Genomic DNA, 14,448 nt, shown 5'->3' with positions numbered 1-14,448 from the left:
GCACCTTCGAGATTCTACTGATTTTCCCGACTCTCGACCAGTTGTTACATATGGTAACTTGACCGCTGTCGTTCATAACCAGCTTGCTGTAGTGTGTCTACAGCGGCGCGACTGCCCGTCGCACATAAAAGAGACATCAAATGAATGATGTCTCTTTTTGTTAACCGGCTTCCCCAAAAGACCTTCCCGTTTGCTGCCTCTCCGCATCCCGAAACCAAATCCAGTAGAATATGCTGGTCACTAAGTAGAGTCCGCAGGTAAAGTAGTAGGGAAGATTGTATGAGAACCTTGCCATCAACCAACCGCCAATCAAAACACTAATCCCTCTGGTCAACGTATCCATAGTCTTAAGCATACTGCTCCACACGGGCCTCTGCTCGCTGCCCACCATTTCCATAGCAAAATTTGATTCAACTGGATTGGTCATATTCATCAACGAACTACGCAAAAAGAACACCGTCGCCACCCCATAGACATTAGTAAAAGTGGCAATTAAAATCAAGAACGGAATCGAAGCCGCCCTCAGAACAGAAACGGTGGCAATGCGACCCAACCGAATGACAATAAACGGGACGACAAGCGCTCCGATTGCCGTACCTACCTGGGCCAAAGACATAATTATACCAATTTGACCTGACCCGGCCCCCAGCTTATTACTTAAAAAGATATTAAATAATGGCACAATCAGACCGGCGCCAAAACCAATTAATGCATGACAGAGCAATAAGCGCATGAGCACTTTCTGGGTACGTAACATGGTAATCCCATGCCATAGAGAAGCCCGCTTAGTTACCGCAACCGGCCTCGCCGCAGCAACCCCCAGCAGCGGCAGCAACGAAAGCAGAGAGACAGCTCCATAGACATGCAGAGTGCCGGTGTAACCGCTCAACGCATCTACCCAAAAACCGGGTAACAACCCGGCTAGGGCATTACCGGCCATATTTGCAAACATCATCAATGCAAAATTTAAACTGAACAAGTTTTGACGAATCCGCGGCGTGCTGTTTTCGACGAGAAAGGGTGGCGCACTGGTCGCCTTTGCCGCCTGGGCGATGCCAATCAAAACCGCCCCCAGGGCCAGAACTACCGGCATGTCCGTTATCGTAAGCAATAACACTCCGCTTCCCAGGGAGAGACTGGAGATTTGCAAACCTTTCCGCACTCCCCAGCGAGAACATACAACGCCTGCGGGAATACAGGCCAGACCGGAGGTGAACAGTTTTATTGACAAAATCAAGCCGACAAATTCTTCGGTATAGCCCAGGGAAATTAAGTATAAATTCAACACGACATTCAAGGCGCCAAGGGTTGAATGGGTCAAAAAGGACGCCAATAGGAACAGAACAACAGAGCGGCTATGTAAGCCATAATGCTCTTTTAGATTTCGCAAGTCCGGCACTTAGAAACAACTCCACTCCCAAAATATAAGTGATACGTAATATATTATAGCCCAGGTCCTGGTTTATGGCAATGAAAAAACAGACGCCGAAAGCGTCTGCTAATTTTTTCGTAGCAAAATCCAGACCAACGAGGCAAGCCCTGCGGCCATGAGTACAACACCGATTATCTTTATTATTCCCCAGACCCGGGCGGAAGTTGACTCCGGCCCCACCGGGTCGAGAACTGCGTAATGGCCGACGTCCCAAGCCAGTTGGTCTTTTTGAGCGCCTTCGCTCTTGACCAGAATATCATATAAATTGGGATTAAATTCGCTGTCACAGCCGCCGCCACCTGTCCATGGCCCCGGCAGCTGATTGATTTCTCTGTATTGGTCCGGCCCATAGGGATCCTGTAGACCGACCAAAACATAATATTTCCACTGGGGTGCGGCAGCGCCAATCAAAGTTTGGCTGATTTCGACAACGATTGCGTTGCCCTCTACAAAAACATCAAACCCCTGAACCTGGTCCTGCCAAATTCCGGCCTGGGAATCATCGGGATCATGCTGGGCATCGATCAAAAAAGCACCACGCCAGTCACGAAGTCTTAGATTTAGTTGCCAGGGTTGTGAGAATTCTACCTGGGCGCCTGGCCTAAAGGTTGTCGTCCGTCCCTCGCCGTCCTTGACAATATATAAATCAAGTCGATGAAAATTAAAACCGGCGCCGCCCCAGGGCTGGTGCAAATCGGGGCGCTGGGCAAAATGAAATTCAAAGCGCACCGCTTCATCGCCAAGATTAAAAACGTTGAACGCCGTCAAGTCTAACATCTGGGGGAGTTCCTGGGGAAAAGATTGATGCTGTGGATATGAGTAATCCCCCGGTCCAAAGGAATCTCCCCGGGGATCTTCTACAGAAAATATCGGCTCAAACTCACCGCTCGCCCCAACATTGACAACGGGTAAAACTAGCAAAACCCACACAAAGAACACAATCCATCTTCTTCTCACAGCTATTCCCCCTGGCCTTTTTGTACAACTTATGAACTAAATTTGTTGGCAATTCTTCTATATTCAACAATCTGACGAAAAAATCCTTTGGAAAAATGAAACTCCGGGCAGCGGCCTTTACTGTCCGGAGTAAGCACAGGGGGCTAATGAGAAGATGTCATTAACCATCCCTAGTGTTGCCGCCAACGCGGCAATTATTCATCTTTTTCCTGTTTTTTTGTTTGGTTTGCAGCAAAACGTTGTAATGTTTCGGCCACGCGACCAAAAATACTATTCTGAGGATACTCGCCCCGATTGTCGGCGGCCCCGGCGTCAAGACCGGTGAGAATCTCCAGACCTTCTTCAACAGTACCAATGGCATAAACGTGGAAATTGCCTGCCTTAACGGCGTCCAAAACCTCATTGTCCAGCATCAAATCGCTGATATTTGCCCGGGGAATTATCACACCCTGGGTACCAGACAACCCTAACAATTTACAGGTGGCATAAAAGCCTTCGATTTTCTCATTAATACCGCCCACTGGTTGAATCTCGCCCTTTTGATTAACGGACCCGGTAACCGCCAACGCCTGACTTATTGGTACTCCCGACAAACTGGAAATCAGGGCAAACAGTTCGGCGCTGGAAGCGCTGTCCCCCTCCACACCACTGTACAGCTGCTCAAATGTTATGCTGGCCGATAGGGACAATGGCCGGTTTTGGGCAAAACGCTGCCCCAGATATCCAGCCAAGGTGAGAACGCCTTTGCTATGAATATGGCCACTGAGTTGAATTTCCCGCTCGATATTGGTAATCCCGCCCCGGCCGGCGAACGTGTTGGCTGTAATTCGGGAAGGGACTCCAAACTGAAAATCACCGGTGGCTAGCACCGAAAGCCCATTAATCTGTCCCACGGCCTCCCCCTTGGTGCTAATAAATAATTTCCCCTCTGCCACAAGTCGTTGACGGAATTCCTGATAGCGATTTGAGCGGTACCGTTTTTCCGCCACCGCCCGATCAACATGTTCGGGTTTTACATCCTCAGCTTCTTCTTTGCTCGCCCAGGCATCAGCCTCATAGAGTAATTCTCCCAGCTCATTGAAATGGGTGCTGAGCCGGTCCTGGTGGGCGGCCAGCCGGGAACTGTATTCAACAACCCGGGCCACTGCCTCCCGGCGGAAATGAAGCAAATATTCCCGCTCACATTGACTGGCCACAAACTGGGCTAACTGCTCTTCGTTGTCTGCCGTCCGATTCATATCGTCATTGAAGTCAACTTTGACTTTAAACAGCTTGCGAAAGTCCTCATCATGATTGTATAACAAATGGTAGAGGTGGGGATTTCCAATCAGAATTACCTTGACCGTCAGGGGAATTGGCTCCGGCCTCAGTGTAGACAAAGCCAGTGAAGAATACTGATCGGCAATGCTTTCGACACTAATCTCCTGATTTTTTAATACCCGCTTCAGGGCCTGCCAGGACAGCGGATTGGTGAGCAAATCCATGGCCTGGATTATAAGATAGCCGCCGTTGGCCCTGTGAAAGGCCCCGGCTTTAATTTTGGTGAAATCGGTGACGAAACTGCCCATCTCGTTCTGATACTCCACACGGCCCAGGAGATTGTACCAAGTGGGGTTGGTTTCTTCCACCACCGGCGCACCCTGGGTTTCGCTGTTGTCAACAACCAAATTTACCTGGTAACGGCGGTCGTTGGGTTTCTGCAGTTTCAAAAGCGCCAGCGGTGTCTGCTCTTCACTTTCGGAGCCCTTGAATTCATCCAGGTTATCCAGCACATTTTCCTTAAAGTCCGTAAGGTAGCTGACAATCCTGGGGAAATCGGCGTATTTTTTCTGTAAATCCTCAATAAAATGTCCCACAGCTGACAAGCCAAAGTTATAATCCAACTCACGGATTTTTTCCCGGGCCTGCCGCTCTTCCTGGTTTATCCGGCGCATGATTTCCGAAGCTTCCATGCGCAATTGCTGGGAGCGTTCCTCAATCTCCCGCTGCTGGTCCGGGTCCAGCTTGGCATAATCTTCCTGGGCAACCTCCCGTTCATCGACAATCGGCACTGTCACGAATCCGGAATTGGTGGTCTTTAAGGAAAAACCCTTGCTCCGTGCCTTTTCGGTCAGGTTCTCCAGTAGGGTCGCACGCTGCTTCTGAAAATGTTGGACAATGACATTCTTTTGCTGTTCATATTCGTCACCGTCAAAAGCTTTCGGTATCTCCTCCCGGAGAGCTGCCTCTAACTCTTCTATATCGTGCTTGAATTCCCGCCCCTTGCCACCGGGCAGGGACAAGGCCTGGGGCTGGCTGGGGTTGGCAAAGTTATATACATAACACCAGTCCGCCGGCACCGGACGTTTTTGTGAGCGCTGCTGGACAGCCTTGCGGGCGTAAGTAGTCCGACCGGTACCACTGAGGCCGACCATGAAAATATTATATCCTGTCCGCTGAATATTGAGGCCAAACTCCATGGCCCTCACCACCCTGGCCTGCCCGACAATGTCCTTAACCCCGGTGAGATCAGCTGTGGTATCAAAGGCGAAACTGGCCGGATCACATTGTCTGCGTAATTTTTCCGGGTCAACCCGAAACTGTTTTCGACTCAAACACAATCACCTCGCTGTAGCATTTATATATCTATATTGTCGATATAGGGAAACCTTGCCCACCGGCAGCAAAATTCACCGAATACGTTTCTAAATAGCTGCCAGCATAGTTAAATCGGGCTTGGATACTCTGACCTGTGAGAATCGCCGGTAGGAACAGGGGTATGTTATGCACAAATCCTTTGCCCGCTAGGACCCGGGCAAGGGGCAGCCAGGCGAACTCCCCTTCCTCACTTGGGTCAATCGTCACACGCTGATGACTTGCAGTAAACAGATGGAGCCGATATACCCAGCCCGGGCGCAGCCGGTCCAGGCAGTCCAGCATCCCGGCTGGTCGCACCAGGGGTGTTAATCCGGTTTCTTCCAAGAGCTCCCGCCTGCAAGCTGTTTCCGAATCTTCCCCGGGGCGCAGTTTTCCGCCGGGAGCATTCCATAAACCCTGATGGGGCGGACGCGTACGTTTCAACATCAAGCAATAGTCATCAGAACTGAGCACAAAACACAAGCAAGAGTCGATAACTTCCTTCTTCACGCCAGCACCTGCCGATAGAGGGCCTCGTATTCCGCCACCCAGCGGGTACTGGAGAAGTTTTGCGCCCGCTCCAGTGCCCCCTCCCGCCACCGACGCGGATTGCCGAGAATCTCCAGCGTAGCTGCTGCCATTCCTCGGGTGTCTCCCACCGGCAAAAGCCGCCCGCCGATTCCGTCGGCAACAACTTCCGGTAAACCGCCTGCGGTGCTGGCTACCACCGGGACTCCGCAAGCCATTGCCTCCAAGGCGGCCAGGCCAAAGCTCTCCTGCTCCGAGGGCAATAACATTACATCTGATGCCGACAACAGCGGCACCACCTCCCGCTGCTGACCGAGAAAGCACACATGCTCACTGACCCCCAGCTCCCTGGCCTTGGCCAGGGCATGGCAGTGCTGAGGGCCGTCGCCCACCAACAATAGGACTGCCGGTACAGATTCACGCACCCGGGCGAAGACCTCAATTACATCCGGCACCCGTTTAACAGGCCGAAAATTGGAGATGTGAATCAACAAATGCTCACCTTCGCCTACATAAACTTCTCTAATGGCGGGCGGAACCGGCCGGTAAATATCAGGATTGACAAAATTATAAACTGTATGCACCTCTTTATTCACAGCAAGTAACTCCCGGGTGTCCCGGGCCAAGGACGCCGATACGGCAGTGACGCAATCACTTGCCTCAATCGCGTAGCGGGTGACATCCAGAAAAGATGGCTCAGTCCCCACCAGGGTAATATCTGTACCGTGCAGAGTTGTAACTACCCGCGCTTGACCGCTGATTTCTCGGGCGAGAACCGCAACCAGCGAATGGGGCACTGCGTAATGAGCGTGGATCAGATCCAGCCCCTGTTCTTTTATCACTTGCACTACCCGCCCCGCCAAGGCCAGTGTATATGGGGGATGACTGAATAACGGGTAATTGGGGACCGATACTTCATGGAAAAAAATCTTGTCACTAAAGCCGTCACCGTCCAGCCGAACCGGCAACTGTGAATTAATAAAATGGACTATATGACCGCGCCGGGCCAGTTCTTTCCCAAGCTCAGTGGCCACGACGCCGCTGCCGCCGTACGTGGGATAACAAAGAATCCCGATTTTCATAAAGCTTTACCCCCGCTACACATATGTTATATCTTGAACAGCAATCGGCTCCCTGCTGACAAGCGCCTCACCATAGCGGGCGCCAATCCCCCTGCCCCAGGTCCGGAACCGCAGTTCATAATTCTCAAAAAATTGGCCGCGGTTGAGAAATGTAGGGTTGGCCCCATCCTCCCGGGAAGCAAATTGGCTTGCATGGGCTTTTATTGCAGCCATCTTTGTATCCCAGAAGTCATCGACATTGACAATGAACGATGGCTCCCCGATACGACCGAGGAAATAATAGAGCATACGCTCAGGTCGATGCCGTTCCCCTGACACGGGGAACTTGTGCAACCCGGCAAGATGACAGCCCCGAGTAGCAATTAGACTTGCAGCCTCATGGTCGGGATGGCGGTCCTGCCACCAGGGCGCCAACACCAAGTCCGGCGCCACCGCCCGCACCAACTCCGCCATTTTCAGGATTGCATGGCGGTCTGGGATCAATAATCCATCGGGCAACCCCAAATTATGCCGGCGACCAGCCCCAAGGATTTTAGCGGCCTCTTGCCCTTCGGCCAGTCGCTGCTCCGGTGTGCCGTTGCTGCCCATTTCACCAGCAGTTAAGTCACAGAGTTCCACTTCATAGCCCATGGCAACATGTTTGGCAACGATTCCCCCCACAGATAACTCAATATCATCGGGATGGGCGCCAATAACCAATATCTTCATGCAAATCCTCCTACAGCCAAAGTATCATTCTTTTATCATAATCTTGGGCCGCCAGCGTATCCACAAAACCGGGGCCGTATCTGTTCAGATACCAAATCAAATTATACTGCCGCTCTTGGTTCGGGGGTAAGCTGGTCTCCAGGCGCTGGACATGTTGCCGCAGCAATTTATGCTGACGGCGATGGGTCTCGGCAGTTCGGTTATGTAAATACTGCACCTGCTCCAAGACTTTGCGCAAGTTCTTCGCCTTTAAATCGCCAAGCTGACTGTCCACCAGTTCCACCGCCAATTGCTCATAGCCTGCGCTAATCTGCCCTCGCAGTCTGTCAAATGACGCATCAATGCCAATTGGATCGCTGGCAGCTAACTTCGCTTCCAACCAGCCTTCCAAACCGGCTTCAACGTCTGGAACCCCCAGCCCATACTTTGCCAACAGCCTTGCCGCTGGCGGCTCTACCAGGGTGCCGCTAAGCCTGGGCACCAACGGCGGCAATTCCAGGTTAAAGCGGGAAAAGACCGGCGCCATTTGGGACATGTAGGCAAATTCTCCCGGTCCGCCAACCATTGCCAACACTGGTAACACCATTTCTTGAACCATCGGCCGCAGCACAACATTGGGGCTGAAGCTGGCTGGTTCCGTCTCAATTGCCGCCAGCAGCTGCTCCTGGGTAAATCGCACTTCATTGCGGCGCCCGACAAACAAATCCCCAGCCCGCAGCAGCGCGATGCGCTTCCCCCTGTCCAAATAGAACAAGTGGGCATGGTCAGGCGGCAGGTCCAAACCGGGTTTTATTCTCAAATTCTTTAGTTTTGCGGCCTGAGCAGCTAAATCAGCGTATATTTTGTCACCGGCAGCAACCGCAGCCTTAAATATCGGCTGGGCAGCTTGTCGTACAGGCGCTCCCGAAGCATCGAGAAGGACCAGACCCTGCCGGGAAAAAAGTTGGCTGAGCAGGGCGCCACACCAGTCAGAATAACTTTCAAACCGGCTCCCTGTATCCCGCACCATTTCCAGCACCGCCGGTGTGAACTCAGTTTCAGGCAAAATTACTTGCAGCTGCTCCAGTACATAATCCACATCCTCCTGACAGAGTGGAATCTCTGCCGCCGGGGTCAGCCTGTACTCCCCGGGAAACACCAGCGTTTGTGGCTCTTCTGAACCCGGAAACACCGCCGCCTTGATTTCTGCGAAATCATGATCTTCACTGGCCAGCCAAAACACCGGCACCACCGGTTGTCCAAGTTCCTGGGACATTTTATCTGCGAACCTGATTGAAGTCGCTACTTTGTAGATTGTATACAGCGGTCCCGTCAGCAATCCGGCCTGTTGACCGCTAACCACCGCCAGGCCGCCATTAGCAAGTCGATCAACTGAGCACAGAGCCGCCGGGTCACAACCATAGTTTTCATTTAATTTACGCAGCCACTCCCAAAAAGACGGTTCCGGTCCTTCTTTTTGCTGCAGATACCGCTGCCGTCGAGGCCAGGACCGGGAATCATCATGAAAATAGGGCAACAAATCTGTAAGCAGACCTTCCCTATAAGCTGTCAATATATCCAAGTCTAATCATCTCCCTGCAATCTGCATTACCTATCATGCCCATTACCATTAGTTTATTTTTTTACTCCCAAAAAACCTGCGAAGACAGCCGCAAAGATGGCCACCAGTACCGCGCCGGCAAGTGCCCAGATAAAACCGTCCACAGCGAATCCCTGCACCAGCTCACTGACTAACCAAAACAAACCGGCATTAATCACCAGACCAAATAGCCCCAGGGTCAGAATAGTAATCGGCAGGGCCAACAGCTTAATAATAGGTCGTATCAAGGCATTGACCAAACCCAGTCCGAGCCCTGCAGTCACCGCCGCCTGCCAGCCGTTCACATGCACACCAGTCAGCAACCAAGCCACAACTAAAAGAGCAAGTCCGTTCAATAACCAACGAATAAGAAAACGCATCTTTACCCCTCCTTGCTCCTTTATTTTCGACAAGGCAGAAGCCAATCCCTGCCTAATCAAAGAGCCGGGCATCGGCCCGGCTAAATTTCAATTTTTCAAACCCCGTTGCATTGCCCATAAAACCAACTGGGTTCGGCTTTCCACCCCAACTTTTCGCAACATATTGCTAATGTGGTTACGGACAGTCTTGGGACTGATATACAAGGTCCTGGCAATGTGATCATCTTTTAGGCCCTGCAGCAACATGGTCAGCACCTCTCGCTCTTTTTCAGTGAAGCTGCAACTGTCCAACTGTACATCCAAGCATGAGTAAAGCCCAGCTAAAATTGAGCACAGAAGCTCTACATAACGTTCGCCGTTTCCCCATAAACGTAAGTCCAAGTTCTCCTGCCGGCAATTAATCAGCACGCTCAAAGGGTCTTTGCTCATACTGTCGGGAAGCGTATACGGCGCGTTAATCAGAATCAGAGCAAAATCGCGGCCCGGCAGTGAAGCCAGTTGCCCGGGGGTCACCAAATTGCCGCCAATCACCAAACCTTCGAGATGCCTGGTCTGCCATAGATTACGCAACCTCTGCTCAGTTAACCTGACCTCCAGATTGAGAACAACATTGTATTTACGTTCCAGGGTGGTCACTAGTTGGGGGTGGACCTGAAGGAAATCTCTTTCCAGAGTTAGTATCAATTTACCCAACATCTTCACCCCAATGTCAATTTGCGGCGTCACTTGACGCCGCAGGATTTAGCCATTATTTAGATCATTTAGTTGCGGCGGGAAGAATGGCGGAAAAGGACGCTGCAGGAATTGTTCACATAAATCTCCCAGTTCTTCACATTCCGGCGGCACCGGACAGAAACCGTATGCGGGCACCAACAATTGCACTTCCAAACCAGTCTTAACGATAATAAAAGCTCCGATTGTCGCTGTTACTGTAAACAGTGATTCGTCATTTACTTGACTGCTGCAGGCTAAGGCCTCGAATATCGACTCAACCAAAACCTGCATATTTACAGGATCCGGGGCATAGAGCACAACTTCCTTAAAGAAACATACTTCTTCGTAATTGGTCGTATATACATTGGGATTATTGCTGTCCCGAATGATTATTTCGACAGTCGCGCAAACTGTGACCCTTACCAGCCCCAACGGGCCTCCATCTATCGGTTCAATTGACCAGTCAGAAAATGATTCTGAACCCGGGACAATTGTGCACTCAACTTCCAGTTCCTCCAGCGGCACTTGAGGCAACTCAAGATCATCGAAGAAGAATTCTACACATTCTCTTTGTGAGCACGCATCATAGATTTTCTTTACATAAATACAGGCAACCTCGGTGGGCGCAGGAATTTTATGCCCCTTAAGAACTCCCGGCCAAACTGTCTTTTGTTCCAAGGTTATTCCCTCCTTTCACAATAAGTTATGAAACTTAGGCATTCGTGGTGATAGGCGATTGCGGAAACTTGCCTCAATAAGCAAAATTTACCGAAGTAAAGGATTTTTGAGTTTACGTAATTATAATCGCCTGTGGCTGCCACCATGTTCCCAGACCCACCAATAAACAATGGACAAGCCAATTGCCAGTTGACATAATGTGCTTTAGGCTTATTTCATAAAACATAATTGGAGGGAAATTAATGTCGAAAAAGTTACAGTTAGTCTGCAGTTTAGTTCTTGCCTTCGGCCTGGTCGTTGTCCTGGCCACTCCCGCCGAAGCATCGTACACCCAGTTTCTACGTACGTACCTTCAGCAGCAATCGCAAAACCCGACCACACCAGCACCGTCTCAGCCAACTCAACCGTCGCAACCGTCCCAGCCGTCACAGCCGTCACAACCGCAACAGCCGGCCGCCAATGATTTCTGGGGCTCCCGGGCCGCGGCCAGAAATAACTTGCTAAATAACACTCAACCGTCACAACCATCCCAGCCGTCGCAACCTTCCCAGCCTTCACAAATGACAGCCCGGGAACAAGCAATGTTAAATATGGTCAATGAAGAGCGGACCCAACGCGGTCTCAATCCGCTGCAAGCCGACATGCGCCTTGTCCGCTTGGCGCGAATCAAGAGTCAGGATATCGTGGACAACAATTATTTCGCCCACACCTCCCCCACTCTCGGTTCTGCCTTTGATATGATGCGGGGTGAAGGCATCGCTTTTCAGCGTGGCGGTGAAAACCTTTCCCGCTCCAGCAGCTATCAGGTTTCCCACTATCGTTTGATGAACAGTACCAGCCACCGCGCCAACTTGCTCAACCCCCACTACACCCACGTTGGCATCGGCATCGTCGACGGAAGTCCTTCTGGGATAGTGGTTACCCAGATGTTTATTCAGGCACCATAATCAATTTGCCGCCCCGATTCAGCGTTAGCTGAACCCGGGGCAGCTTTTTTGTGCACAACTCCGGGCGACTGCATAGAATATACCAAGGACTACGGGGGGGATTAGCATGGAACTGAAGATTGTCAAAGGAAACCGCAAACTGACACAGAAAGCTTTATACCACCAGGGTGAAGTCTATCTGCCTGTACAGACCATTGAGACTTGGACTGGCCTTTGGAATGATGTCATATTTTATGATAGTCCGCTCCACAACAAGCGGATTTGCCTGACGATTATCAGTCCCGACCTATATAATGAACGCTTACCGGCAGGTGTAGAAAAATTCGCCGAACTCTGCAGCGCCGCCGGCGCCATCATGATCTACCATAACGGCGGGCCGTTCCCGCCCTGTGATCTTGCAGTGGTAATTGAACTAGGTGGCCGCTATGTAAATGTTAATTACCTGGGATTTCGATTCCGGAGCATGCCTCTTGCCCGGAGAATTGGCAATAACCTGAAACAAGGCTTGAAACTGGCATATCTCCCGGATCCCCTCGCATTTCGAAAACCACAGTATAACTTGAAGTTTGGCCTTTTTGCCAGTCTAAAAACACCAGGGATAGTGGTTCAGTGGCCGACGGCATTTGACCAATTGGCAACATGGTTATTTGCTTCAATCATGGAACATTTTGGCGATGGCGAAAGTCTCGACGGAGAAATTCTCGACTCACAAGCCGAATCTGAAACAAGTGAACCAGCTCCTGCCCCCCAACCCGTGACACCAGAGCCGTCACCTAAAATAGAAGCCGCTCCCGCACCCGAATTAACACCCGCTCCAGCAGAAAAGCCTGAGACGCAGGATAAACCACTGGTGGAAACAAATTACCGGCGGGGTCAGATTACCAGGAAACCGCCTGCCCCAGGGGGGAACAGACAGCCTGCTTCGATGTCCCAATCCCAGTATCCCGAGTTCTTTAAAAAGATAGAAGAACAACATCGCCAGCGTCCCAAACGAGAACCCTTTGGTTGAGGCGGTGACTAATAGGCCCGGCGGGCCAATAAATCAGGGCTGCTTCAATCATACGAAGCAGCCCTGCTTATTTTCGTCTGTAAAAAACCCATCCCTGGAATTATACAAGTTCTAACACCACTTCGCCCTTAGCATGCTGTTTGCGTAGCACATCTCCGGATACACCTCGGTCGATAAAATCCAAAAGATCCTGTCGCTTGAACGAATTGCCATCAATCCTAATTTGCTCCGGAAACAGACCGTCAAGGAATCTGAGGACAGACAATGGAACCTTAAAGGACGTCTGCTTGTCTTCTCCATCCTTCCGATGGATGGTCACCCGCACTTGCCGGGCAGTGCCTGCATTTTCAGATATACCAGTCCCCTCCAGTTCTTGCAACAATACCAATCCTGCCTCCGGACTAACTTTTTGCTCCCGAACCAATTGTAGCACCCGCAAGCGCTCATCCATGGCTACACCTCCAGAAAAATCTCCACAAAGTCCCCGTTTTCTTGTTCAACTTCCATAATCTTGCCTGGGGCGCCTGTACTGATTGCCAGATATAATTCTTCCAGGTCCAGCTCAACATCGTCCACAAAGCGGTTGGCGAAACGCAGCATCTTCCCCGCGAAACGCAACGGAAAGCGGACATTATGCTTGGGCCTGTGGGCTCCAGCCTCAAACACCCGAATAACCAACCATCTTGCTTCCTGAGAATCTGACGCATTTGTTTCACCACCAAGGGCTTTAAGCAGCTCCTCCCCTTGTTCGGGGCTCAGCTTCCCCTGAGCAATCATTTGCAATATTTGTAAACGCTCCTCATGCACTATCATCACTCCCGTCTAATGCATCCAACAGCTCCCCGGCTTCCTCAGCAGAGATTGTGCCTTGTTTTAACATATTTAGGATCCGCAGAGTCTCCTCATCCGCAGGCGATGTAGCTTCAGCTTCCGGCTCCACCTCGATGATCTCTTGGGGCGGTGCATATTCCAGGATTACCCGTCCCCTGGCAGAGCCGGCGGATAGCAATCCAACCCCGTCTCCCAGTATTCCCCGGGCGCCACCGTCAAATTTTTGACAACTCTTCAGCGGCAACTGTTCATCAATCTCCAGGTTTTTCCCTTTAAGCTCAAACTGACTGGATATATTTTCGGGAACGGTCAAAAGCACGTCACCACGGCCGGATTGCAGACGCCAACGTCCCGGACTTCCCCCTGGCAAGGAAGCAACAATTTTACCGTCATTGGTGTCTACCTGAAGTTTTTTGCTGAAAACTTCATGGAGCACCACTTCCCCAGAGCCAGTGTCCACGCTTATGCTGCCTCGACAATGGCGGAGAATCACAGGCCCGGAACCGGTGTCAACTTCCAAAGGACTCAAAGCGCTGTCATTGACAGTAACGCTTCCAGCGCCGGTATCGACATAAGCCGAACCATTGCAACCTGAAATATGCACTGCTCCAGAGCCGGTATCGATGGAAATTGGACCCGTTACATTTCGCAACTCAACATTACCCCCGCTGCTATCAACTGCTATTTCACCTGACCAGCTCTCAGCTTTCACTGCCCCGTCCGTGACGTCAACCGATGCCCTGCCTACGCCATCAACGAAATTGACATCAAGACGTCGCCCATCGATGGCAATCGTTCCATCCACAGGCAGCCAGATTTCCAAATCGCAATGGCTACCCGATACTATCATGGTATCTTTGTTCTGGCGAATGTCCAGCGGTTTGCTTCCGCCATCAGACAGCAAGAGGCTGCCCTCAGACCTGCGTACAGTCAGCTTGCCATCGACCACATCAATTTTAGCCCGGTTACAGTTAAATTGCCGCATTT

15 protein-coding genes are annotated in these 14,448 nt (G+C 51.2%); 2 read left to right on the top strand and 13 right to left on the bottom strand.

The window, feature by feature from the left end; genetic code table 11:
* Nucleotides 1-160 precede the first annotated feature (160 nt).
* The 10 genes from FH749_13085 to FH749_13040 all read right to left on the bottom strand — a co-directional run bounded on the left by FH749_13085 (nucleotide 161) and on the right by FH749_13040 (nucleotide 10,674).
* Nucleotides 161-1,399 carry an MFS transporter gene (locus FH749_13085; protein ID MTI96388.1) on the bottom strand — a complete coding sequence of 413 codons (1,239 nt, stop codon included), beginning with the start codon at nucleotides 1,397-1,399 and terminating at the stop codon, nucleotides 161-163.
* Nucleotides 1,400-1,498: 99 nt separating this feature from the next.
* Entirely contained in the window at nucleotides 1,499-2,422 is a 924-nt protein-coding gene (locus FH749_13080) for a hypothetical protein (GenBank protein ID MTI96387.1), read from the bottom strand.
* A gap of 161 nt (nucleotides 2,423-2,583) precedes the next feature.
* On the bottom strand, nucleotides 2,584-4,989 hold the full coding sequence (locus FH749_13075) for an ATP-dependent protease (GenBank protein ID MTI96386.1): 2,406 nt from the start codon (nucleotides 4,987-4,989) through the stop codon (nucleotides 2,584-2,586).
* A 25-nt stretch (nucleotides 4,990-5,014) separates the two neighbouring features.
* On the bottom strand, nucleotides 5,015-5,515 hold the full coding sequence (locus FH749_13070) for an NUDIX domain-containing protein (protein ID MTI96385.1): 501 nt from the start codon (nucleotides 5,513-5,515) through the stop codon (nucleotides 5,015-5,017).
* Complete coding sequence (gene bshA, locus FH749_13065; protein ID MTI96384.1) at nucleotides 5,512-6,615, bottom strand: N-acetyl-alpha-D-glucosaminyl L-malate synthase BshA; 1,104 nt, start codon at nucleotides 6,613-6,615, stop codon at nucleotides 5,512-5,514. Before bshA ends, FH749_13070 begins: the two co-directional genes overlap by 4 nt.
* Nucleotides 6,616-6,630: 15 nt before the next feature.
* Entirely contained in the window at nucleotides 6,631-7,323 is a 693-nt protein-coding gene (gene bshB1 / locus FH749_13060; GenBank protein MTI96383.1) for a bacillithiol biosynthesis deacetylase BshB1, read from the bottom strand.
* A gap of 10 nt (nucleotides 7,324-7,333) precedes the next feature.
* On the bottom strand, nucleotides 7,334-8,884 hold the full coding sequence (gene bshC, locus FH749_13055) for a bacillithiol biosynthesis cysteine-adding enzyme BshC (protein MTI96382.1): 1,551 nt from the start codon (nucleotides 8,882-8,884) through the stop codon (nucleotides 7,334-7,336).
* A 53-nt stretch (nucleotides 8,885-8,937) separates the two neighbouring features.
* Nucleotides 8,938-9,282, bottom strand: a complete 345-nt coding sequence (locus FH749_13050; GenBank protein MTI96381.1) for a phage holin family protein — start codon at nucleotides 9,280-9,282, stop codon at nucleotides 8,938-8,940.
* 87 nt (nucleotides 9,283-9,369) lie between these two features.
* The gene (locus FH749_13045; GenBank protein MTI96380.1) at nucleotides 9,370-10,008 is read right to left on the bottom strand and encodes a response regulator transcription factor; all 639 of its coding nucleotides are present in this window, start codon (nucleotides 10,006-10,008) and stop codon (nucleotides 9,370-9,372) included.
* Between the two features lie 15 nt (nucleotides 10,009-10,023).
* Nucleotides 10,024-10,674 carry a hypothetical protein gene (locus tag FH749_13040; GenBank protein ID MTI96379.1) on the bottom strand — a complete coding sequence of 217 codons (651 nt, stop codon included), beginning with the start codon at nucleotides 10,672-10,674 and terminating at the stop codon, nucleotides 10,024-10,026.
* Between the two features lie 242 nt (nucleotides 10,675-10,916).
* Between FH749_13040 and FH749_13035 the strand changes: the two genes are divergently transcribed.
* Nucleotides 10,917-11,621: a hypothetical protein gene (locus FH749_13035; GenBank protein ID MTI96378.1), complete on the top strand. Its 705-nt coding sequence runs from the start codon at nucleotides 10,917-10,919 to the stop codon at nucleotides 11,619-11,621.
* A 106-nt stretch (nucleotides 11,622-11,727) separates the two neighbouring features.
* Nucleotides 11,728-12,630 (top strand): hypothetical protein, encoded by a 903-nt coding sequence (locus FH749_13030; GenBank protein ID MTI96377.1) that lies wholly within the window; start codon nucleotides 11,728-11,730, stop codon nucleotides 12,628-12,630.
* Between the two features lie 100 nt (nucleotides 12,631-12,730).
* Here the strand turns inward: FH749_13030 and FH749_13025 are convergent, their stop codons facing one another.
* The 3 genes from FH749_13025 to FH749_13015 are packed head-to-tail and all read right to left on the bottom strand — an operon-like array spanning nucleotide 12,731 to nucleotide 14,446.
* Entirely contained in the window at nucleotides 12,731-13,081 is a 351-nt protein-coding gene (locus FH749_13025) for a hypothetical protein (protein MTI96376.1), read from the bottom strand.
* Between the two features lie 2 nt (nucleotides 13,082-13,083).
* On the bottom strand, nucleotides 13,084-13,437 hold the full coding sequence (locus tag FH749_13020; protein ID MTI96375.1) for a hypothetical protein: 354 nt from the start codon (nucleotides 13,435-13,437) through the stop codon (nucleotides 13,084-13,086).
* The gene (locus FH749_13015; GenBank protein ID MTI96374.1) at nucleotides 13,430-14,446 is read right to left on the bottom strand and encodes a hypothetical protein; all 1,017 of its coding nucleotides are present in this window, start codon (nucleotides 14,444-14,446) and stop codon (nucleotides 13,430-13,432) included. Before FH749_13015 ends, FH749_13020 begins: the two co-directional genes overlap by 8 nt.
* Between the last annotated feature and the right edge of the window lie 2 nt (nucleotides 14,447-14,448).

The organism is Bacillota bacterium, from assembly GCA_009711825.1.
Lineage (GTDB): Bacteria > Bacillota > Proteinivoracia > UBA4975 > VEMY01 > VEMY01.
The sequence above is the reverse complement of the archived record's forward strand: the minus strand, read 5'-3'. Positions and strand labels throughout refer to the sequence as shown.

Excerpts from the sequence above, each read along its gene's own strand:
- FH749_13050 (MTI96381.1), bottom strand. The coding sequence starts at position 9,282 with ATGCGTTTTCTTATTCGTTGGTTATTGAACGGACTTGCTCTTTTAGTT.
- bshA (MTI96384.1), bottom strand. The coding sequence starts at position 6,615 with ATGAAAATCGGGATTCTTTGTTATCCCACGTACGGCGGCAGCGGCGTC.
- bshB1 (MTI96383.1), bottom strand. The coding sequence starts at position 7,323 with ATGAAGATATTGGTTATTGGCGCCCATCCCGATGATATTGAGTTATCT.
- FH749_13030 (MTI96377.1), top strand. The coding sequence starts at position 11,728 with ATGGAACTGAAGATTGTCAAAGGAAACCGCAAACTGACACAGAAAGCT.
- FH749_13035 (MTI96378.1), top strand. The coding sequence starts at position 10,917 with ATGTCGAAAAAGTTACAGTTAGTCTGCAGTTTAGTTCTTGCCTTCGGC.
- FH749_13015 (MTI96374.1), bottom strand. The coding sequence starts at position 14,446 with ATGCGGCAATTTAACTGTAACCGGGCTAAAATTGATGTGGTCGATGGC.
- FH749_13025 (MTI96376.1), bottom strand. The coding sequence starts at position 13,081 with ATGGATGAGCGCTTGCGGGTGCTACAATTGGTTCGGGAGCAAAAAGTT.